A 21,215-nucleotide genomic window follows, 5' to 3' on the forward strand; every position below is an offset into this window, starting at 1 on the left:
CACCTCTCCGGCTGGGGAAGTCTGCACGCTACGCCAACCGTGGGGCCTGACGAAATCGGTCATTTAGCCGCCGCCGACATCGCCGGACGTCCCGATGCCCCGGAACCGCTCGGGCCCGGATTCCGGGTCCGGACTCCAGGCCCGGGTTTCGGGCCCGGCATTCCAGGCCCGCGTTCCAGGCCCGGCTTCGAGGCCCGGGCTCAGGAGCGGGCGATGGCCTCGTGGTGGCGGATGACCTCGGCGATGATGAAGTTCAGGAACTTCTCGGCGAAGACCGGGTCCAGCTTCGCCCCTGCCGCCAGCTCCCGCAGCCGCTTGATCTGGTCCCGCTCGCGCGCCGGGTCGGCCGGCGGCAGCTTGTGCTCGGCCTTGAGCCGGCCGACCCGCTGGGTCGCCTTGAAGCGCTCGGCCAGCATGTGGACCACCGCGGCGTCGATGTTGTCGATGCTCTCGCGCAGGCTGGTCAGCTCGGCCCGTACGGCGTCGTCGATCCCCTCGGGCAGGCCGACGCTGGGGGTCGTGGAGTGGTCCGTCATCGGGGCGGCTCCCGGTGTCTGCGGTGGGCGCCCGACCGTACGGCGGCCGGGCTCGGGCCCGGGCAAATCTAACAGGGCCCCCGCTCCGGCCCCGCACCGTCGGACGGAACCGTCCACGATCCGGACGGCGGGCCGGAACCGGACATCGGCCCGGGGCTCCGTCCGGCCCGCGCGGCGTGACGCACCGGAGCCGGAGTGCTCTGCCCGTAGGCTGGGGCGTGCATGACCGGAAGTGACCGCTCGAACACTCCCTCAGCACTGGAGGAACCGATCGTGGCAACCACCCGTACCGCCACCACCGCGTGGGAGGGCAACCTCCTCGACGGAAAGGGGCTGGTGACCTTCGCCTCCTCCGGGATCGGCGAGTACCCCGTCTCCTGGCCGTCCCGCGCGGAGGCTCCCAACGGCAGGACCAGCCCCGAGGAGCTCATCGCAGCTGCCCACTCGGCGTGCTTCTCGATGGCCCTCTCGCACGGTCTGACCGGCGCCGGCACGCCGCCCACCAAGCTGGACACCCGGGCCGACGTGACGTTCCAGCCCGGCACGGGCATCACCGGCATCCACCTGACCGTGGTCGGCCAGGTCCCCGGACTCGACGAGGCCGGCTTCGTGAAGGCCGCCGAGGACGCCAAGGCGAACTGCCCGGTCAGCCAGGCCCTGACCGGCACCACCATCACCCTCACGGCCTCGCTGGCCTGAGCCCCTTCTCCCCTCCTCTCTCCTCTCCTTTCTCCACCACCGCATCCGGCCCGTCCGGCCCCGTCCGGCCCTGGGCTCTCGGCCCGCCCCGTTGCACGTCCGGCGCGCGACCAGCGCCCAGGGGCGCGGCTTCGGCGCACGCGCCCCTGGCGCACATCATGTGATGTGCACCGGGGGCGTCTGCACGTACCGCCATCCATGATCACAAAGCGGGCGAATCACCCTGCCGGCGGTCACCGCGCGTTGCCGTCGCGGCCTATGATCGGCCGCAGCGCCCTGTCCTTCAGGCGGGTCCCCGCGCACCGGCGCCCCACGACGGGCGGCCCCGCAGCGGACCGACTCCGAGGACCACGACAGAGTGCGGAGCCGGCCGCCGGGTCCCGACTGGTCGGCCGGACCATCGTCAAGCGTCAGCAGCGGACGGGAGCATGCCGTGCCGGGCCAGAACGAGGGGGCCGACGCACACCACCCGGGGGTGCGGCACGAGGAATCGCCACGCCACCGCCCCCTCGCCTCGCCGCTCCTGGACCCGACCGCCGGCCCCGGTGGCCCCGCCGCCGGCCCCGTCACGGGAGCCGTCACGGCCCTCAGCGCCTGCGGGACGCTGACGGAACCGGAGCTGCTGCTCTGCCCCACCTGCTCGACCCCGCTCACCGACTCCGCCCACCGGAACCGGGGGCTCACCGGCGACCTCGGCCGGTCGGACGGCGGCACCGGCCGGGAGGGGAACGGCACCGGCCGGGAAGGAGAGGGCTCCGACCGGACGGCGGACAGCTCCGACCGGCTGCTGGCGGCGCTGCGGGCCAGCGAGTCCCGGTTCCGGGCAGCCTTCTGCGACGCCGTCATCGGCATGGCCCTGATCGACGCCGAGGACCGGATCATCGAGGTCAACCCCGCCTTCGCCGCGCTGATCGGACGGGGCGTCGGCGAACTGGTCCGCACCCACCTGCACGAGATCATCGACCCGGAGGGCATGCCGGACCGGCTCTTCTCCGAGCTCGTACGCGGGGAGCGGGAACGGTTCCGCGTGGAGAAGCAGCTCAAGCACCGCGCGGGCCACACGGTCTGGAGCAAGGTCACCGTCTCGCTGATCCGGGACGGTGCCGGCGATCCGCTCTACACCCTCGCCCTGGTGGAGGACATCACCGAGCAGCGCCGCCTCGGCGACCGGCTGGAGTACCAGGCGCTGCACGACCCGCTGACCCGGCTGCCCAACCGGGCCTACTTCTTCGAGCGGCTCGACGCCGCCTGCCTCGCACCGGTCGAGCGACCGGGCCCGGCCGCGGCCGAACGCCGGGTGGGGGTCTGCTACCTGGACCTCGACGGCTTCGCGGCGATCAACGAGGCGCTCGGCCACCACATCGGCGACCAGCTGCTGATCGCCGTCGCCACCCGGCTGCGGCGCGGCTTCGACGGGCGGGACACCCACCTGGTGGCCCGGATGGGCGGCGACGAGTTCGCCGTCCTGGTCACCGACAGCGCGGGCAGCGAGCAGCTGACCGAGCTGGCCGCCCGGATCCTGGAGGTGCTGGAACGTCCCTTCGACGTCGCCGGGCACCGGCTGGTGATCACCGCCAGCGTGGGCGTGGTCGAGCGGTCCGTGCACGAGACCACCCCGACCGACCTGGTCAAGGACGCCGACTCCACCCTCTACTGGTCCAAGGCCGACGGCCGCGCCCGCTGGACCCTCTACGACCCGGACCGCGGCGCCCACCAGCTCACCCGGCAGCTGCTCGCCACTTCACTGCGCCCGGCCCTGGAGCGCGGGGAGTTCACCATCGAGTACCAGCCGCTGGTCGGTCTGGCCGACGGCACCGTGCACGGCGCGGAGGCACTGGTCCGCTGGCGCCACCCCCGCTACGGGACGCTCTCCCCGGACCGCTTCATCCCGCTCGCCGAGGAGACCGGCGCGATCGTGCCGCTCGGGACCTGGGTGCTGGAGGAGTCCTGCCGGCAGGCCCGGCAGTGGCTCACCGAGTTCCCCGAGACCGAGACCTTCGTGAGCGTCAACCTGGCCGCCCGCCAGATCTGGGACTCCGACATCGTCGCCGACGTCGCCCGGGCCCTGGAACGCGCCGGCCTGCCGGCCCGGCTCCTCCAGCTGGAGATCACCGAGAGCGCCCTGCTCGGCCCCGGCGGCCGCCCGCTCCAGGCCCTCCAGTCGCTCGCCGACATGGGCGTGCGGATCGCGATCGACGACTTCGGCACCGGCTACTCCAACCTGGCCTACCTCTCCAGGCTGCCGGTGCACGTGCTCAAGCTCGACGGCACCTTCATCGAGGGCTTCCGCGAGCCCGCCCCGACGGACCGTCCCGGCCGCCCGGGGCTCGGCTCCCGCCGCAGCGACGCGGACGAACAGATCGTCGGCGCGATGGTGCAGCTCGCCCACACCCTCGGACTGACCGTCACCGCCGAGGGCATCGAGAACGCGGCCCAGGCCGAACGCCTGCGGCTGACCGGCTGCGACACCGCCCAGGGCTGGTACTTCGCCCGCCCCGGCGAGGCCGAACTGGTCGCGGCCATACTCCGCGAGGGCCGCCCCGCCCTGAACGGCCGGTAGCCGCAGGGCGGGGGCGCGGGAGGGACAGGGGTGGGGCGAGGCGGGCTCAAGGCCGCCGACCGCCACCTCGCGGCGCCCGGCCCGTGGCCCGCGGCCCGGTCCGGCGATGTGCGGCGCCGGGGCCGGGGGCCGCAGCAGGGCGGTGGCCGTCAGTCCCCTCCCCGTCCCGGCCCGTCCGCGATCACGCCGTCGCCGCCAGGCGGTAGGCCCCTGCGATCAGGACCCGTCGGCGGCGGCCAGCCTCCCGGGACGCACGGTCGCCGCCGTCGGGACGACCGGCCGGCGGTTCCGGTACCCGGTCACTCCGACGTCACGCCGTCACGGCATCGCTGTCACACGGTCGCCGTCAGGCCGTAGGCCTCGGCGATCAGGCCGTACGAGCGGAGCCGGGCCTCGTGGCCGTGGATGTGCGAGGTGACCATCAGCTCGTCCACGCCGGTCCGCTTGCGCAGCGCCTCCAGCCCGTCGGCGACCTGGCCCGGGTCGCCGAGCACGACGTTGTCGAGCCAGTTGTCGATGAAGTCGGCCTCGACCGGGCTGTACGGGTACTCCTCGGCCTCCTCCGGGGTGGGGATCGGGCCGGGGTTGCCGCGCCGCAGGCGGAGCATGCCGAGGGCCGCGGAGCGGGCGAGGCGCCGGGCCGAGGGCTCGTCGTCGGCGGCGACCGCGCTGACGCCGATCAGCGCGTACGGCTCGGCGAGCACGGCGGAGGGGCGGAAGGACGAGCGGTAGAGGTCCAGCGCCGGGATGGTGTTGGCGCTGCTGAAATGGTGGGCGAAGGCGAACGGGAGGCCGAGGCGGCCCGCCAGCTGGGCGCTGAAGCCGGAGGAGCCGAGCAGCCAGACCGGCGGGCGGTCCTCGCCCTTGGGCACGGCGGTCAGCCGGGCGTACGGGTGGCCGTCCGGGAAGTCGCCGTCGAGGAAGTGGGTCAGCTCGGCGAGCTGCTGCGGGAAGTCGTCCGCGCCTTCGGTGAGGCCGCGGCGCAGCGCTCGGGCGGTGGCCTGGTCGGTGCCGGGAGCGCGGCCGAGTCCGAGGTCGATCCGCCCCGGGTGCAGGGCCTCCAGCAGGCCGAACTGCTCGGCGATGGCCAGCGGGGCGTGGTTGGGGAGCATGACGCCGCCGGAGCCCAGCCGCAGCGTCGTGGTGTTGGCCCCGAGGTGGGCGAGCAGGACGGCGGGGGTGGAGCTGGCCACTCCGGGCATGCCGTGGTGCTCGGCCACCCAGAAGCGGTGGTAGCCCCACTGCTCGGCCCGGCGGGCCAGCTCGGTGGTGGCCGCGAGGGCCTCGGCGGGCGTGTAGCCGACGCCGACGGTGGCCAGGTCGAGGATCGAGAGCGGAGCGGGCGCCGTTCCGCGGGCGGTGCCCCGGATCGCCGTCCCGGCCGCCGGTTCGGTCCCGTGCTCCTGGTGGTCCTCGGTGGTCATCCCGTCCGCCCTCCTGACTGCCGTCCTTGAGCCGGCCGTCATCGGTGACCGCGCGGTCCCGGATGGCCCGCCGGTCGCTGTCGCCGACCGGGGTCAACCACGGCCGGGGGCTCGCTGTTCCCGCCTCAGCAGTGTCGTCCGGCCACGGTCCAGGCGGGTTTCGGCCATTTCGCACGGAAGCCCGACCGGTGGATCGGCTGACGCAGAGCCAGTGGGCGAACACGGATGGCGACTTCCCGCCAGCGCCGGAAGTCGCCAGCGCCAGGTCTCGCGGCCGGGGACCGACGTCCGGCAGGCTGGGTCCGGGAGCGGGTCGCCGGAGCGGGATCCGCACTCCACCAGCAAGATCGTCGGGCTGGACCAGCACCGGACGATCACTGCGAGCCCTCGGCGCGGCACCCCGCCCCGGGGGCTCGTTCGGCTTCGGCGGCGGTCCGCCGCGCCGGCTCCCCGGCTCGCCGGGGGGCGGGCGCACGGTTCGCCGCCTCGGGGCACGGCCGGAATCAGCAGTCGTGAGCTGTGCCATACCGGGGTGCTTCATGACATGAAAAGTCGAGGCGCTAGCGTTGACCCCTGCAGCCACCTGCTCCCTCGGGAGGCGTGGAGGGAGTAAAGGGCCTTGAACTTCGTGGCGGCGATCGGATCCCCGTGGATCTGCGCGCTGGCGCTCGTCGCCGTACTCGGGGACGCCCTCCTTCCGTTCATCCCCAGCGGGACGCTGGTCATCCTGGCGGTGCTCAAGACCGCGCAGATCAACGGTGCGCCCCTGATGCTGGGGCTGGGCGTGGCGGTGGCCTCCTTCCTGGGCGACCTGCTGCTGCTCAACCTTGCCCGGCGCGGTGCCCCGGTGCTGCACCGTCGGCTCGCCCGACGCCCGAAACTGGCGGCCAGCGTGACCCGGGTCCAACAGGCCCTGGTCGAACGCCCCCACGGGACGGCCGCCGCGATGGTGGTGGTCGCGCGGTTCGTTCCGGCCGGGCGGACCGTCCTCGACCTGGCCATCGGCCACTCCCCCGCCCACCCGCACCGGTTCCTCCACTGGTCGGCACTGGCGGCGCTGGTCTGGGCCGCCTACATCGTGACGCTGGGCTGGCTGAACAGCCACTGGTTCAACACCGCCTGGCTGAGCCTGGTGGTCTCCTGCCTGGCGGCCACCGCCATCAGCACCGCGATCGCGCGCATGGTGCGCCGCACCCGGCGGCTCGCCGCACTCTGACGGCGCGGCCGGCGGCCGCTCCCCGACCGGCCCCGAAGCCTCCCCCGACGGTCCCGCCGCGGCCGGCACACCCCTTCTCCGTCCGGCTCGGACCGTTGCCCTCCGCCCTGCCCGGACCGGCCGACCCTCTTGCCGGCGGGCTTCGGGCCGTCCGACCCAGCAAGGGGCAAAAGTTTTCCCAAAAGGGCGACCAATCGGGCCGGACGATGACGAACCCCGCCGGTGGGCCGACCGACCGGCGGTACCGTACTGACCGGGCCGCACAGGGTGGAAAGCGTCACAGGACGGCAACAGTCGACGCATCCCCGCAGCCCAGCCGGATGCGTCAGGCGTGTTGAGAGTCGTCAGCGCTCGGCGACCTTGGAGGCCGCCTCGGCGACATGACATGCTAGCGGCGGAATAATCATCAATTGCCCGATTTGACCGGTGCGGCTGCAGGCCGCCCTCACCACCGGCGTCGGCACCCAGGGGAGACCATGACCAGCATCTCGCGCAGGACGGTGCTCAGTGCAACCGCCGCGACCGCGGCCCTCGGCGCGGTCGCGGCCTGCTCCAGCGGCGGATCCGGCTCGGGAAACGGCGCCACCTCCCCCGGCCCCGGCGGCGCGAGCACCACCCAGGGCGGCAGCCCCGGCCCCCAGGCGGTGGCGCCCAAGGGCACCCCGATCGGCGACGGTTCCAACGCGGACACCGGGCCGCAGCCGAACCAGCCCAAGCCCGAGAAGCTCAAGCCGGGCGAGCGGCCGCCGCAGTTCGTGGTCTTCTCCTGGGACGGCGCCGGCGGCACCGAGGACGGCCAGTTCCCCCGCTTCCTGAAGCTGGCGGAGCAGCACAAGGCCACGATGACCTTCTTCCTCTCGGGCATATACGCCCTCCCCAAGGGCAAGGCCGACCTGTACCACCCGCCGAAGCACTCGGTGGGCGCCTCCGACATCCCGTACCTGTCGGACGGCGCGGTGAAGAGCACGCTCAAGCTCATCAGCCAGGCCTGGCTGGCCGGGCACGAGATCGGCACCCACTTCAACGGGCACTTCTGCTCCAGCCGTCCGGACAAGAACGGGGTCAACATGTGGACCCCCGAGGACTGGCAGAGCGAGATCGACCAGGCGATCGGCTTCGTCACCCAGTGGCGGACCAACACCGGCTTCACCGACGTCGACCCGCTCCCCTTCGACTACAAGAAGGAGCTCATCGGCGGCCGCACCCCGTGCCTGGAGGGTCAGAAGGCACTGCTGCCGACGATCGCCAAACTGGGCTGGAAGTACGACGCCAGCTCCTCGGGCGGCCTTCAGATATGGCCGCAGAAGGTCCAGGACGGCAAGGTCTGGGACTTCCCGCTGCAGTCCATCCCGTTCCCCGGGCACACCTTCCAGGTCCTGTCGATGGACTACAACATCCTGGCCAACCAGTCCAGCGGCAGCACCAAGGGCGACCCGGCCAAGTACGGCGACTGGCGCACCCAGGCCACCCAGTCCTACCTGGCGGGCTTCGAGCGCGCGTACAACAGCAACCGCGCACCGTTCTTCATCGGCAACCACTTCGAGCAGTGGAACGGCGGCATCTACATGGACGCCGTCGAGGAGACGCTCAAGACCATCGCGAGCAAGCCCGAGGTCCGGCTGGTCTCCTTCAAGCAGCTGGTCGAGTGGCTGGAGGCGCAGGACCAGTCCACCCTGCGCAAGCTGCGCTCGCTCAACGTCGGCCAGGCGCCGACGGGCGGCTGGGAGGGCTTCCTCGGTACGGCGGGCTGACGCACCGAGGGGCGGAGGAGCGCGGCAGCGGCACGGACACCGGCAGCGACACGGACACCGGCCGGAGGGGGTGCGAGCCCCCGCCGGCCGCTGTCGTCCGGGCCGGTTCCCGGGGCCGGCCGGCTACCCGGCGGTGCGGGCGTCCGCGAGCAGGATGCGGACGATGCGGTCCGCCCCGGCCTCGCCCCAGAGGATGGAGTAGTGGTTGGTGCCGGGCACCGGCGAGGCGGGCACCCGCTCCTGGTCCAGCCGCGCCAGCGCGAGGCGCGACCGGTCGTAGAGGCCCTGCGGCTCGTCGAGCAGGCCGCGCTCGGCCCAGAGCAGTTCGGCCGGGCAGGGCAGCCGGTGCACGGCGGCGGCCGCGTCCTCGTCCAGCAGGACCTGGGCGCCGTCGGTCTGCACGGCCTCCAGCACGCAGGAGGAGCGCAGTTCGGGCTCCGTGCCGACGAGGTCGCGCTGGGTGTAGGCGTCGATCCCCTCGGTCCACTCGCCGACGAAGGCGGGATGCCCGCGCCAGAACTCCCGGTAGGCGTCCCGGTCCGGGAAGGTCGTGGACAGCCGGGCCAGCGCGGGGCCGAGCACCGCGGCCAGGGCGTCCTCCTCGCGGACGCCCTGGGGCAGCGGGAAGGTCACCGCTCCGTCGACCAGCAGCACCCGGCGGACCAGCTCGGGGTGCCGGACGGCGGCCAGGGCGGAGACCCAGGCCCCCATCGAGTGGCCGACCACCGTGACGGGCCCCGGGCCGAGGGCGCCGATCAGCGCGGCCACGTCGTCGGCGTGCCGGGCCAGCCCGTACGGGCCGGCGACCGAGCGGCTGGCGCCGCGGCCCCGCAGGTCGGGCGCGAGCAGGGTGACCCGGCCGGCGAGCCGGCGGGCGACCTCGTACCAGGCGAGGCCGTTGGCGGTGATGCCGTGCACCGCCACGATCGTGGGGGCCCGCGGATCGTCGGCGGGCCAGCGCAGGACGGCCAGGTCCCCACCGGGCACGGGGACGGTCAACTCCTCGGGCTTCAGCGGCGACTGGCTCACGCGGGGGTACCTCCGGTCGGGTGGGCGGTTCCGAGACCGGCCGGCGCCGCGGCGGAGCGGGCGGACCGGGCGGCGCGGATGCGGGCAGGCAGTCTAGCCAGGCCGCCGGGCAGCAGGTAGACCACGGCGACGAACAGGGCACCCAGCAGGAACAGGGGCTGGGAGAGCGGTACGCGCAGCACCGCCGGCAGGTCGGCGACGGCCGACGAGTTGGCGAGGTCGCCGAGCCGGTGGCTCGCCCAGGTGTACAGGACACCGCCGAGCAGCGGTCCCCAGCGGGTGCCGGAGCCGCCGAGGACGACCATGACCAGGAGCGCGAGCGTGGCGTCCGAGGTGGCGGCCTGCGGGGTGGCGCCACCGGTCAGCAGCAGGTAGACCACACCGCCGAGCCCGGCGAGCCCGCCGGCCAGCACGAAGGCGACCAGCTTGTAGCCGTAGGGCCGCAGCCCGAGCACCTCGACCCGGCGCTCGTTCTCCTTGATGCCCTCCCAGACCCGGCCCATCGGCGACTTGACGGCCCAGTGGACTGCGGCGACCGTCAGCACCAGGTAGCCGACGGCGATCCAGTACAGGTTGGCGGTGTTCTCGATCCCGAGCAGGCCGGAGGGCAGCAGCTCGGCCGGGGCGGAGCGGCCCTCCTCGCCGCCGGTGACGCCACCGGGGTTGCGCTGCACGAGGATCGAGCCGGCCTGGGCGAAGGCGAGGGTGACCATGGAGAAGCCGATGCCCGTGACGCGCAGGCTGACCGAGCCGAGCAGCAGGGCCAGCAGCACGGAGCAGGCGACGCCGAACACCGCGGCCGCGGCGAAGGGCAGTTGCAGTTCCAGCATGCCGAGGTCGGTGGCGTACAGGCCGGTCGCGAAGTAGAGCGCGTGGCCGAAGGAGAGCAGTCCGGTCCGGCCGAGCAGGAGGTCGTAACCGGTGGCGAGGGCCCCGTAGAGCACGCACAGGGCGAGCAGTTGGAGGCTTCCGGGGCTGCCGAGCGGGCCGTCGAGCAGTCCCGGGACGGGAAGCGCACTGTATGGGGCGACAAGGAGCGTGATCAGCAGAGCGATCGGCCACCAGCGTAGCGCTCTGTGCACACCTGTCCAGCGATTAGTGACTGAATCACCTGTTCGAGGGATGGCGCCGGACTCGGCCTTGTGTTCACAATGGGTCTCGGCAAGGCCGGTGTCAGTCCCCCTTGCCACAGTGGCGGTGTCGGCGGAGCTGGTGTCAGTCCCCTCCTCCGGCAGGGTGGTCACGGCAGGGCTGGTGTCAGTCCCCCCTGCCGGAGCGGCCGCGCCGCGGCCGGCCGCGGGGCCACCGGTGCTCGTGATCGGTGTTTCGGCGCTCACGCGAGCCTCCCGGTGAGTCCACGGGGTCGGACGAGAAGCAGCACGGCGAGCAGGACGACGACCGAGAGGTCGCCGAGCCCGGCGCCGGTGTAGTAGTTGGCGAACTGCTGCACGAGGCCGACGCCCACGGAGGCGACGGCGGCCCCGGTCACGGAGCCCATGCCGCCCATGACCACGACGACGAAGGCGAAGATGAGCAGGCCGGTCCCCTGGCCGGGATTGACCGAACCGAAGTAGAGACCGCCGAGGGCGCCGCCGAGGGCGGCGGCAGCCCCACCGAGGGCGAAGACGAGGGTGAACGCCTTCCGGACGTCGATGCCGAGCGCCGTGACCATCGCCCGGTCCTCGACGCCGGCCCGGACGATCAGCCCGTAGCGGGTGCGGGCGAGGAACAACCGAAGAGCGAGCAGCAGGAGTGCGGCGGCAGCCACCAGCACGAAGCGGTTGACCGGGACGGTCGCCCCGAGCACGTGCCAGGTGCCGGACAGAAGTTCCGGCTGGGGGAACGGGCGGGAGTCCGCGCCCCAGATCCCCATCAGCAGGGCGGGTACGGCCAGCCCGACCCCGACGGTGGCGAGGATCTGGTCGCGCGGGCGGCTGTAGAGCGGCCGGATCAGGAAGAGCTCCAGCAGGACGGCGGCGGCCGTCCCGACCAGGGTGCCGAACGGCACCGCGAGCCAGAAGGAGAAGCCGGCCTCGGCGCCGGCCCACCAGGTGGCATAGGCGCCGATGGAGAGCAGGGCGCCGTGGGCGAAGTTGAGCACGTCCATCAGACCGAAAATCAGCGACAGGCCGGAGGCGACCAGGAAGTACAGCGCACCGAGACCGAGTCCGGTACAGGAAAGGAGGACGACGGTGTCCATCAGGGCTTCACCTCGGCGGTGACGACAGGGGTGGCCGGGGAGGCGGCGGGCCGGGGCCCGCCGGCGAGCGGGTGGCGGGAGCCGACGCCGAGCAGGCGGCGGGCGGCTTCCTCATCAGCCAACAGCTCGGCGGTGTCGCCGCGGTGGGCGGTACGGCCGTCCGCCAGGACGGCGCAGGTACCGGCCAGCCGGCGGACGAGGGCGAGGTTCTGCTCGACCAGCAGGACGGGCACGGCCTCGGCCGCACGCGCCAGCACCTCGGCAACCTCGGCGACGATCTTCGGGGCCAGGCCCTTGGTGGGTTCGTCGGCGATGATCAGCCGGTTGCGGTTGAGCAGCGTCCGGCCGATCGCCACCATCTGCTGCTGGCCACCGGAGAGCGTCCCGGCCAACTGTCCGGCTCGCTTCTTGAGTTCGGGGAACAGCTCGTGGACGAGCGCGTAGTTCGGCTCGCCGGTCTCGTCCCCGCTCCCGGCGGCGCGCTCGGCGAGACGGAGGTTCTCGGCGACCGTCAGGCCGGCGAAGATCCCCCGGTCCTCGGGCGCGTAACCGATGCCGTGACGAACGACCAGATGCGTGGGAAGGGAGGAGAGTTCGACGCCGGAGAGCCGGATGCTACCGGTGCGCGGCACCAGGCCCATGACGGCCTTGACGGTGGTGGTCTTGCCGGCGCCGTTGCGGCCCAGCAGCGCGGTCACCCCGGCGGGGGCCACGTCGAAGTCGACGCCGTGCAGGATGTGCAGCCCGTCGATGACCACCCGCAGATCGCGGACGGAGAGGAGGGGTCCGACAGCGGAGGGCAGCGAGGAGGAGGAGCGCGCCGAGGAAGTGGGGCGCCGAGCGGAGAACGGAGAGGAGGTCACAACGCCTCACCCAGGTAGGCCTGTTGCACGGTCGGGTCGGCCATCACGGCCTCGGGGGCGTCCAGGGCGAGCAGCGTGCCGTGGTGCATCACCGCGAGCCGGTCGGCCAGGCCGAGCAGGACGTCCATGTGGTGCTCGACCATCAGGACGGTCCGGCCCAGGTCGCGGTGCACGGAACGGATCAGCTCGGTGAGGGCGGGCACCTCCTCCGCGCTGACACCGGCCATCGGCTCGTCCAGCAGGATCAGCCGGGGCTCGGAGACCAGCAGGACGGCCAGCTCCAGCTTGCGCTTCTCCCCGTGCGAGAGCGCACCGGCCAGGGCGTCCGCGCGGTGGGTGAGGTCGGTGCGTTCCAGGGTGTCGGCCAACTGCTGCTCGTAGCGGTCGGCGCGGCGCCAGAGCCGGTACGAGGCGCGCGGCCCGGCGGCCGCCTGGGCGGCCAGGCGGACATGGTCGGCGACCGTCATCCCCGGCCAGAGGGAGGAGGTCTGGAAGGTGCGCCCGAGCCCACGGCGGGCCCTGGCGTGCACCGCCTCGGCGGTGATGTCCGCACCGTCGAGGCGGAGGCTGCCGTGGGTCGCCGGGTAGATGCCCGAGATCAGGTTGAAGAGGGAGGTCTTGCCGGCGCCGTTGGGCCCGATGAAGGCGATGAACTCGCCTTCATCGACCGAGAAGGAGACGTCCTCGACGATCGGCACGCCGCGGACGGCCCAGCCGAGCCCGTCCAGCCGCAGCACCGGAGAAGGGGGCGAAGAGGACGAGGAGGAACGCGCGGGCGAGGAGCCCGGAGCGGAGGAAGCGGAAGGAGTGGAGGCGGTACGGGCGGTCATCGGGATCAGCCCGCCATCGGGGTGACCGGGGGTGCGGCCTCGTCCGCGGTGAGGGTCTTCTCCACCGAGGGCTTGGCGGCGGCACCACTGCCGGTCAGTCGCACCTGGAACATCGGCTGGAGCAGGGCGTGGTCCTCGGCGCGGACCGTGGTCTTCCCCTTGACCCCGTCGAAGCTCCAGCCCTCCAGGGCCTTGATCAGCGCCGAAGTGTCGTCGGCGGAGCCGTGGTTGGACTCGACGGCGTGCACGATCATCTGGGCGGCGGTGAAGCCGTCCGGGGTGAAGATGTCCGTCTTCCCTCCGGCGGCGGTGACGGCCTCGGTCATGGCCTTCTCCGCCGGGGTGCCGGCGGCACCGTCGAAGTAGTGGTTCAGGAAGGAGATCTTCTCGGCCGCCGGGCCGAACAGCGGGTAGGAGGCGGCCAGGTCGAGGCCGGTGACGACCTTGGTGTCGGCGAACACGTCCTGCTGGGTGAGCGCCGTCCACAGGGCCGAGGCGGTGTCGCCGGCCCAGGCGACGAACAGCAGGTCGGGCTTGGCGGTCTTGGCCTGGGTGGCGAAGGGGGTGAGGTCGGTGGCGCTCGGCGGGGCGAGCACCTGGTCGACGGTCGCGCCCTCACCGCCGAGCACCGCCTTCACCGCGGCCACGTTGGCCTGGCCGAAGGCGTTGTCCTGAGCCAGCACGGTGACCTTCTTGCCCTTGGCGTCACCGACGAACGAGGCCGCGGTCTTGATGTCCTGGTAGGACTGGCGGCCGGAACGGAAGGTGTACTTGTTCAGGCCTGTGGCCTTGTCCGCGGCGGCCGGGCCGCTGATGAAGAGCACCTTGTTCTGGGCGGCGATGGGGCCGACCTGGAGCGCCACACCGGAGGCGGTGGAACCGGCCAGCACCTTGTAGCCCTTGCCGATCAGGTCCTTGGCGGCGGACACCGCCTTGGCCGGGTCGCCGGCGTCGTCCTGCTCCTCGAACTCGATCTTGTGCCCGTCGACCGCTCCGGTGCCCTTGGTCGCGTAGCTCAGGCCGGCCTTGAAGCCCTCCAGGTACTGCTTGCCGTAGGCGGCCAGCGGTCCGGTCTTGGAGTACACCAGGCCGACCTTGATCGGGCCCTTCGCACCACCGTCCGCCGCGCTCGTCCCGGCCGTGCCGGCCTTGGCACAGCCCGAGGCGAGCAGGACGCAGGCCGCGAGCGCAGCGAGCTTCCGGGTCGGGCCACCGGTCAGGGCGTCGCCCGGGCGGGCACCGGAGGCGATCCTGGAGGGGGCTGTCGAGCTGCGCATGGTGACCGACTCCTGACGTACGGCGGGGGGATTGCGGGAACCGTAGGTGTGCGGTGGGAGCGGCGATATGTGCCCGGCCGACGTATCACCCCGTCGGGAAGTGGTCTCGGCCGACATACCGCCGGCCCTCCGCCGCCCTCCGGGGGCCCGAATGTGGCCTGGCGACACGTTTGCCCACTCGCCCATGGGGGTGGCCGCCATGGCCTCGGCGGCCCCCGCCCGGTGACGGTGGAGGGGCGCGGAGCCCGTCCGGCGGCAGCCACCTCAGCGGCATGCCCGCCCGGTCCGGCCCAGGCAGGACCCCAGCACAGCCCGGTACGGCCAGGGGCTCCGCGCGACTCCCGAGCCCGCCGGCCGTCCCCGTCCGACTCCCGACTCCCGCTACCCGCATCCCCTGTCTCGCCGCACCCTCGTCATCGCCTCCACCCGCCCTCGGGCCGTCCTCGTCGCCCCGTCCTCGTCGCCCCGGCCTCGTCGGCCCTCCCTCGTCGCCCCGGCCTCGCCGCTCCCCTCGCCGCTCTCCCTTCCTCCCACTCCTTCATGAGGTGACCCCTTGGACAAGGTCCTGGACTCCCCCGCCGACGCGGTCGGGGACATCCCCGACGGCGCGGTGCTGGCCGTCGGCGGCTTCGGCCTCTGCGGCATCCCGAGCACGCTGATCGGCGCCCTGGTGGACTCCGGCGTCACCGGACTTCGGGTGGTCTCGAACAACTGCGGGGTGGACGACTGGGGGCTGGGCCTGCTGCTGCGGGCGGGCCGGATCACCCGGATGACCTCCTCGTACGTCGGGGAGAACAAGGAGTTCGCCCGGCAGTACCTCTCCGGCGAGCTGGAGGTGGAGCTGACCCCGCAGGGCACGCTGGCCGAGCGGCTGCGGGCGGGCGGCGCCGGCATCCCCGCCTTCTTCACCCCGGCCGGGGTCGGCACCCAGGTCGAGGAGGGCGGGCTGCCCTGGCGCTACGCGGCCGACGGCTCGGTGGCCCTGGCCTCCCCGCCGAAGGAGGTCCGGGAGTTCGGCGGCCGCCGGTACCTGCTGGAGGAGGCGATCACGGCGGACTTCGCCCTGGTCCGGGCCGAGGTGGCGGACCGGCACGGCAACTGCGTGTTCCACGCCGCCGCCCGGAACTTCAACCCGCTCTGCGCGACGGCGGGCCGGATCACCCTGGTCGAGGCCAACCGGATCGTCGAGCCCGGCGAGCTGCCTCCGGACGCCGTGCACCTGCCCGGGGTGTACGTGGACCGGGTGGTGGCCGCCGACCCCGAGGACCGCCGTGTCGAGCGCCGCACCGTCCGCCCCGCACTCCAGGAGGCCTGACCCGATGCCCACCGAGACCGCCGCCCCCGCTCCGGCCCCCGCCCCCGCGTCCGCGCCCACCGGCACCCACACCCCAGCACCCACCCCCGCCCTCGACCCGCGCAACGCCCTCGCCGCCCGCGCCGCCCGCGAGCTGCGCGACGGCCAGTACGTGAACCTGGGCATCGGCCTGCCCACCCTGATCCCCAACCACCTCCCGCCGGGTGTCGAGGTGGTGCTGCACTCGGAGAACGGCATCCTCGGCGTCGGCCCGTACCCGGAAGAGGGCACCGAACACCCCGACGTGATCAACGCCGGGAAGGAGACGGTGACGCTCGCCCCCGGCTCCTCGTACTTCGACTCCGCCTTCTCCTTCGGCATGATCCGGGCCGGGCGGATCGACGTCTCGGTGCTCGGCGCGATGCAGGTCTCCGTCACCGGGGACCTCGCCAACTGGATGATCCCCGGCAAGATGGTCAAGGGCATGGGCGGCGCGATGGACCTGGTCCACGGGGCCCGTCGGCTGATCGTGGTGATGGAGCACACCGCCAAGGACGGCACCCCGAAGATCGTCGAGGAACTGTCACTTCCGGCCACCGGCCGAGGAGTTGTGGACCGGATCGTCACCGACATGGCGGTGGTCGACGTGACCCCGGAGGGGCTGCGAGTGGTGGAGACGGTGCCGGGTGTGAGCTTCGCGGAGGTCCAGGCCGCGACCGGCGCCACCCTGCTGCCCCCGCGCTGACCGGCCCGGTCCGTACAGACGGCCGGATCGCCCTCGGGGCGGTCCGGCCGTCGCGCTGTCCGCGCGCCCCGCTCCCCTCGACCACCACCGACACCGCCGCTCTCCGACAACCCCGACACCTTCGACGCCTTCGGCACCTCCGAGTTCAACGGATCGCCCGAGGCAAGGGCCGAATTCGCCGCAATAGCATCAACGCCCGCCGGACCGTCCGGGAACCGCGGCATCTTCATGCCTGGGCGCCGGCGATCTCCCGGATTGCTTGCGATCACCGTTGCACTCGGGGAGAGTTGATGGGGCCAAGGATCCCGGAGCGCCCGGAGGGGGAGCTGGAATGCATCGGGATCCCCGATTCGAAGCCCCCGTACCGACGCGCAACAGAACCGGTCGCACCCGGCGAATGTGCTGGACGGCCCGGGAACTGCCCGAGAACCGCAGTTCGCCGGGCCGCGCTCCAGCGGATTCCGGCCGATTCCGGCCGGTTCCCCCACGGTCCACCCGGACGGCTCCGAGTCGAGGCAGGCCCACGCAGAGCCGAACGTGCCGGGCAAGGCGAGCGAGCCGAGCGAGCCGAGCCAGGCGCGAACTCCGGGGGGAGCAGCTATGACCACGCCGTTCTCGCGACGCAAGGGCGTCGGAACGGCCCACGGGCGAGGTACCGGGCAGCTGGACGAGGCCGCCCTCAGTGCCGTTCCCCTACCCGAGGCCCCGTACGACTACGGCCACTTCAGCCGTCTCGCGGGCCCCGCGTACGACCCGGACGAGGACGACGACCTCGGTGGCGGCGTCTACTGGCCCGAACCGCCCGGCCCCGCTTCGACGGCTTCGCCACACGGCCTCGCCGCCGGCCCCCATGCCGGTCCCGATACCGATCCCTATGCCGCTCCCGCCGCCAGTCCCCATGCCAGTCCCGCACCCCCCTACCGCGTCCGGTACCGCAGCCTGCTGCGCCGAGAGCCGCACCGGATCCGCGCCGCGCTGCTGATGGCCGCCGCCCCCGTGGTGGAGGCGGTCCTGCTGGTCTGGCTGCTGCTGCCGGAGCACTGGCCCGAACGGCTGGACGAAACGAACTCCCTGGTGCTGCTGGGCGACAAGGTGATGATCGGCATCATCGCCGTCGTCGAGGTGTTCCGGCTGGTCAACGTCGTCTCCAACACCCACGCCACGCTGGTGGCCCGTGACCCGGTCCCGGTGACACCGGTGCCCGGCACCCGGGTCGCCTTCCTCACCACCTGCGTGCCGGGCAAGGAGCCGCCGGAGATGGTCCGGGCCACGCTGACCGCGGCCCGTGCCGTCCGGCACAACGGACCGTACGACGTCTGGCTGTTGGACGAGGGAAACGATCCTGCAATGCAGGCGCTCTGCACCGAGCTGGGCGTACGCCACTTCAGCCGCGCCGGCCGGTCGCACTGGAACCGGCCGAAAGGGCGGTTCCGCGCCGGCACCAAGCACGGCAACTACAACGCCTGGCTCCAGGCCCACGGCGACGACTACGAGTTCTGGGTGTCCGTGGACACCGACCACGTTCCGCTGCCGGACTTCTGCGAGCGGATGCTCGGCTACTTCCGCGACCCCGACGTGGCATTCGTCGTCGGCCCCCAGGTGTACGGGAACTACCGCAGCTCGGGCTCGGCCGTCACCAAATTCTCCGAGAGCCAGCAGTACCTCTTCCACGCCCTCATCCAACGCGCCGGAAACCGTTACGGGGCACCGATGTTCGTGGGAACCAACAACGCCGTCAGAATCAGCGCGCTCCAGTCGATCGGCGGGTTGTACGACTCCATCACCGAGGACATGGCGACCGGCCTGGAGTTCCATCGCAGCCGGAACCCGGAGACCGGCGAACGCTGGAAGTCCGTGTACACCCCGGACGTGCTCGCGGTCGGCGAAGGACCGTCCTCCTGGACCGACTTCTTCTCCCAGCAACTGCGCTGGAGCCGCGGCACCTACGAGACCCTGCTCACCCGGTACTGGCGGGTGCTGTGGCAGCTGTCCCCCGGGCGGCTGCTCAACTACACGCTGATGGTGGGCTTCTACCCGATGGCGGCGCTCACCTGGCTGCTCGGCGGCCTCTCCAGCGTGCTCTACCTGGGCTTCGGCGCGTCGGGCGTGCACGTCTCCTCGGAGATCTGGATGATGCTCTACAGCGACGCCGCCGCGCTCCAGCTCCTGCTCTACACCTGGAACCGCAAGCACAACGTGAGCCCGCACGAGCCGACCGGTTCCTCCGGGGTCGCCGGGATGGTGATGTCGGCGCTCTGCGGCCCGGTCTACGCGGCCTCGCTGCTCCAGGCGCTGCTGCGGGTGCGCAGCCGCTTCGTGGTGACGCCCAAGGGCCGCTCGGCCAGTTCCGACCGGCTCGGCACCTTCCGTTTCCACCTCTTCTGGACGCTGGTGTTCGGCGGCGCGATCACCGCCTCCTACTTCACCGGCTACGACCACGCCGCGATGCGCACCTGGGCCTGGATCGCCCTGGTGCTCACCCTCCTGCCGGTCCTGATCACCGCCGGCGACGCCGTCCGCCGCCGCCGGACCCGCCCCACCGCCACCCTCACCGTCACCGGCGGGCCGTCGGCCACCCCGACGGTCCTCCTGGAGAAGCGCCGCCCGCGCCACGCCCGTGACCGCCGGGCCGCGCCGCCCACCCCGGCACCGATGGCCGAACGAACCACACCGGACCGGTCCTTCCCCCGGCCCGCACCCGACCGGCCCGCACCCGACCGGGCCGACAGCGGCACGCACCTCCGCTGAGACCTGCCCGCTCACCCCCGAGCAAAGCCCCCGACCAAGCCCCCCGAGCAGCGCAGCCCCAGAGCCCCGCCCCCGACCGCCTCCCGAGGGGAGCACCCACCGTGAAGATCCACAAGGCCGGCCGCACCAAGCGCCTCGCCCTCGGCAGCACCGTCGCACTGACCGTCGCCGGGATGAACGCGCCGGCCGTCCTCGGCTTCGCCTCCCAGCAGTACCACCACTACGTGATCAACCGCCCCGAGTACAAGGCGCGGTACGGCCACTGGCAGACCCTGTCGCTGCCCTCCGAGTTCCGGGTCAACGCCGTCCACGCGAGCCTGCTGCGCACCGGCAAGGTCCTGATCGTGGCCGGATCCGGCAACGACGAGAAGCAGTTCAACGTGGGCACCTTCAAGAGCCTGCTCTGGGACCCCGCCGCGAACACCTACAAGCTGATCCCCACCCCGGCCGACATGTTCTGCGGCGGCCACACCTCGCTGCCGGACGGCCGCGTCCTGGTGGCCGGCGGCACCCAGCGCTACGAGAAGCTGGCCGGCGCCGTGAAGAAGGCGGCCGGCGTCATGCGGGTGCGCAACGAGAGCCCGGAGCACGACCGGACCTTCCCCAAGGGCACCGTCTTCGTCGCCCCGGACGGCCACGAGTACGCCAGCACCGCCGCGGTGACCGTCCCGGCCGCGACCAAGACCGGCTCCGGCAAGCAGACCGTGGTCACCGCCGGCGAGCAGCGGGTGTACGTGGAGGCGGTCGGCGCGGGCCCGGACTACGTCGCCGACGCCCCGGCCCAGTACCGGATCAAGGGCCTGAGCGGCACCGACGCCCACAACCTGTACGGACAGAACGAGAAGCTCACCCTGGACAAGCAGGAGTACCAGGGCATCCGCTCCGCCTTCGAGTTCAACCCGGACACCGAGCTCTACGAGCCGGTCACCGACATGGCCCACGCCCGCTGGTACCCGACGCTGACCGGGCTGGGCGACGGCCGGGTGGTCACCGTCTCCGGCCTGGACGAGACCGGGGAGATCCTCGACGGCAACGACAACGAGATCTACGACCCGGGGACCAAGTCCTGGTCCAAGGGCCCCGACCACTACTTCCCGACCTACCCGGCGATCTTCCTGACGGCCTCCGGCAAGCTCTTCTACTCCGGCTCTAACGGCGGCTACGGCCCCGGTGACAAGGGCCGCGAGCCGGGTCTGTGGGACGTGTCGAGCGGGGCCTTCCAGCCCGTCCCCGGCCTGCGCGACCCCGGTCTCACCGAGACCTCGTCCTCGGTGCTGCTGCCACCCGCGCAGGCGCAGAAGGTGATGGTGCTCGGCGGCGGTGGCGTCGGGGAGTCGCCGCTGTCCACGGCCCGCACCGACATCGCGGACCTGTCCTCCGCCGGTCCCGCCTTCACCCCGGGCCCGGACCTGCCGGCCGGCGGCACCCGCTACCTCAACAGCGTGATCCTCCCGGACGACACCGTCTTCACCACCGGCGGCTCCAGCGGCTACCGCGGCCGGGGCGACAGCGACCTGCTCAAGGCGCAGGTGTACCACCCGGACACCAACAGCTTCAGCACCGCCGCCGAGCCGACCGTCGGCCGCGACTACCACTCCGAGGCGCTCCTGCTGCCGGACGGCCGGGTCGCCGTGCTGGGCTCCAACCCGCTCTTCGCCGACAAGGCCGAGACCCAGCCGGGCGGTTTCGAGCAGCGCATCGAGATCTACACCCCGCCGTACCTGTACCGCGGCGAGCGCCCGCAGGTCGGTGCCGTTCCACAGGCGGCCCGGCTCGGCGCCACCCTCGCCGTCGGCACCGCGCTGCCGGAGGCGGTCGCCGGCGCCAAGCTGATCCGGCCGAGTTCGGTCACCCACGTGACGGACGTCGAACAGCGCTCGGTGGCCCTGGACATCGCCGGACGGACGGCGGACGGCGTCTCGCTCACCCTGCCCGGCAACCCCGACCTGCTGCCGCCCGGTTGGTACATGCTGTTCCTGACGGACGCCGCCGGCACCCCGTCGGTCGCCCGCTGGATCCAGGTCACCAGGTGACGCCCGCAAG

The 21,215-nt window shown here is 72.7% G+C and carries 16 protein-coding genes; 8 read left to right on the top strand and 8 right to left on the bottom strand.

Annotated features, from left to right (window positions below; translation table 11 throughout):
- Positions 1-200: 200 nt before the first annotated feature.
- On the bottom strand, positions 201-536 hold the full coding sequence (locus tag ABZ449_RS25610) for a chorismate mutase (RefSeq protein WP_360350169.1): 336 nt from the start codon (positions 534-536) through the stop codon (positions 201-203).
- Positions 537-809: 273 nt separating this feature from the next.
- On the opposite strand from ABZ449_RS25610, the gene ABZ449_RS25615 reads away from it, so the two are divergent.
- Together ABZ449_RS25615 and ABZ449_RS25620 are read left to right on the top strand one after the other, a co-directional pair.
- Positions 810-1,235, top strand: a complete 426-nt coding sequence (locus tag ABZ449_RS25615; RefSeq protein ID WP_360350172.1) for an OsmC family protein — start codon at positions 810-812, stop codon at positions 1,233-1,235.
- 433 nt (positions 1,236-1,668) lie between these two features.
- Positions 1,669-3,795: an EAL domain-containing protein gene (locus ABZ449_RS25620; RefSeq protein ID WP_360350175.1), complete on the top strand. Its 2,127-nt coding sequence runs from the start codon at positions 1,669-1,671 to the stop codon at positions 3,793-3,795.
- Positions 3,796-4,127: 332 nt separating this feature from the next.
- Here ABZ449_RS25620 and ABZ449_RS25625 read toward each other — a convergent pair whose 3' ends face one another.
- On the bottom strand, positions 4,128-5,219 hold the full coding sequence (locus ABZ449_RS25625) for an LLM class flavin-dependent oxidoreductase (protein WP_360350178.1): 1,092 nt from the start codon (positions 5,217-5,219) through the stop codon (positions 4,128-4,130).
- A 628-nt stretch (positions 5,220-5,847) separates the two neighbouring features.
- On the opposite strand from ABZ449_RS25625, the gene ABZ449_RS25630 reads away from it, so the two are divergent.
- Positions 5,848-6,435 carry a VTT domain-containing protein gene (locus ABZ449_RS25630; RefSeq protein ID WP_360350246.1) on the top strand — a complete coding sequence of 196 codons (588 nt, stop codon included), beginning with the start codon at positions 5,848-5,850 and terminating at the stop codon, positions 6,433-6,435.
- A gap of 476 nt (positions 6,436-6,911) precedes the next feature.
- Positions 6,912-8,186 (top strand): hypothetical protein, encoded by a 1,275-nt coding sequence (locus ABZ449_RS25635; RefSeq protein ID WP_360350181.1) that lies wholly within the window; start codon positions 6,912-6,914, stop codon positions 8,184-8,186.
- A gap of 123 nt (positions 8,187-8,309) precedes the next feature.
- Here ABZ449_RS25635 and ABZ449_RS25640 read toward each other — a convergent pair whose 3' ends face one another.
- The 6 genes from ABZ449_RS25640 to ABZ449_RS25665 all read right to left on the bottom strand — a co-directional run bounded on the left by ABZ449_RS25640 (position 8,310) and on the right by ABZ449_RS25665 (position 14,385).
- Positions 8,310-9,215, bottom strand: coding sequence for an alpha/beta hydrolase (locus ABZ449_RS25640; protein ID WP_360350183.1), 906 nt, complete (start codon positions 9,213-9,215; stop codon positions 8,310-8,312).
- On the bottom strand, positions 9,212-10,297 hold the full coding sequence (locus tag ABZ449_RS25645) for a branched-chain amino acid ABC transporter permease (protein WP_360350185.1): 1,086 nt from the start codon (positions 10,295-10,297) through the stop codon (positions 9,212-9,214). Before ABZ449_RS25645 ends, ABZ449_RS25640 begins: the two co-directional genes overlap by 4 nt.
- 251 nt (positions 10,298-10,548) lie before the next feature.
- The gene (locus ABZ449_RS25650; protein WP_360350188.1) at positions 10,549-11,415 is read right to left on the bottom strand and encodes a branched-chain amino acid ABC transporter permease; all 867 of its coding nucleotides are present in this window, start codon (positions 11,413-11,415) and stop codon (positions 10,549-10,551) included.
- Positions 11,415-12,218: an ABC transporter ATP-binding protein gene (locus ABZ449_RS25655; protein ID WP_360350249.1), complete on the bottom strand. Its 804-nt coding sequence runs from the start codon at positions 12,216-12,218 to the stop codon at positions 11,415-11,417. The genes ABZ449_RS25650 and ABZ449_RS25655 overlap by 1 nt, the downstream gene beginning before the upstream one ends.
- Positions 12,219-12,274: 56 nt before the next feature.
- On the bottom strand, positions 12,275-13,108 hold the full coding sequence (locus tag ABZ449_RS25660; protein WP_360350190.1) for an ABC transporter ATP-binding protein: 834 nt from the start codon (positions 13,106-13,108) through the stop codon (positions 12,275-12,277).
- Positions 13,109-13,113: 5 nt separating this feature from the next.
- Entirely contained in the window at positions 13,114-14,385 is a 1,272-nt protein-coding gene (locus tag ABZ449_RS25665; RefSeq protein WP_360350193.1) for a substrate-binding domain-containing protein, read from the bottom strand.
- Between the two features lie 553 nt (positions 14,386-14,938).
- On the opposite strand from ABZ449_RS25665, the gene ABZ449_RS25670 reads away from it, so the two are divergent.
- From ABZ449_RS25670 to ABZ449_RS25685, 4 genes are all read left to right on the top strand, one after another.
- A complete protein-coding gene (locus ABZ449_RS25670) occupies positions 14,939-15,700 on the top strand; it encodes a CoA transferase subunit A (RefSeq protein ID WP_360350196.1) in 762 nt (253 codons plus the stop codon).
- A gap of 4 nt (positions 15,701-15,704) precedes the next feature.
- Positions 15,705-16,424 carry a 3-oxoacid CoA-transferase subunit B gene (locus ABZ449_RS25675; protein WP_360350199.1) on the top strand — a complete coding sequence of 240 codons (720 nt, stop codon included), beginning with the start codon at positions 15,705-15,707 and terminating at the stop codon, positions 16,422-16,424.
- A gap of 600 nt (positions 16,425-17,024) precedes the next feature.
- Positions 17,025-19,172, top strand: a complete 2,148-nt coding sequence (locus tag ABZ449_RS25680) for a glycosyltransferase family 2 protein (protein ID WP_360350202.1) — start codon at positions 17,025-17,027, stop codon at positions 19,170-19,172.
- A gap of 173 nt (positions 19,173-19,345) precedes the next feature.
- Complete coding sequence (locus tag ABZ449_RS25685; RefSeq protein ID WP_360350252.1) at positions 19,346-21,205, top strand: kelch motif-containing protein; 1,860 nt, start codon at positions 19,346-19,348, stop codon at positions 21,203-21,205.
- The last annotated feature ends 10 nt before the right edge of the window (positions 21,206-21,215 follow it).

It is taken from the genome of Kitasatospora sp. NPDC005856 (genome assembly GCF_040629945.1).
Classification (GTDB): domain Bacteria; phylum Actinomycetota; class Actinomycetes; order Streptomycetales; family Streptomycetaceae; genus Kitasatospora.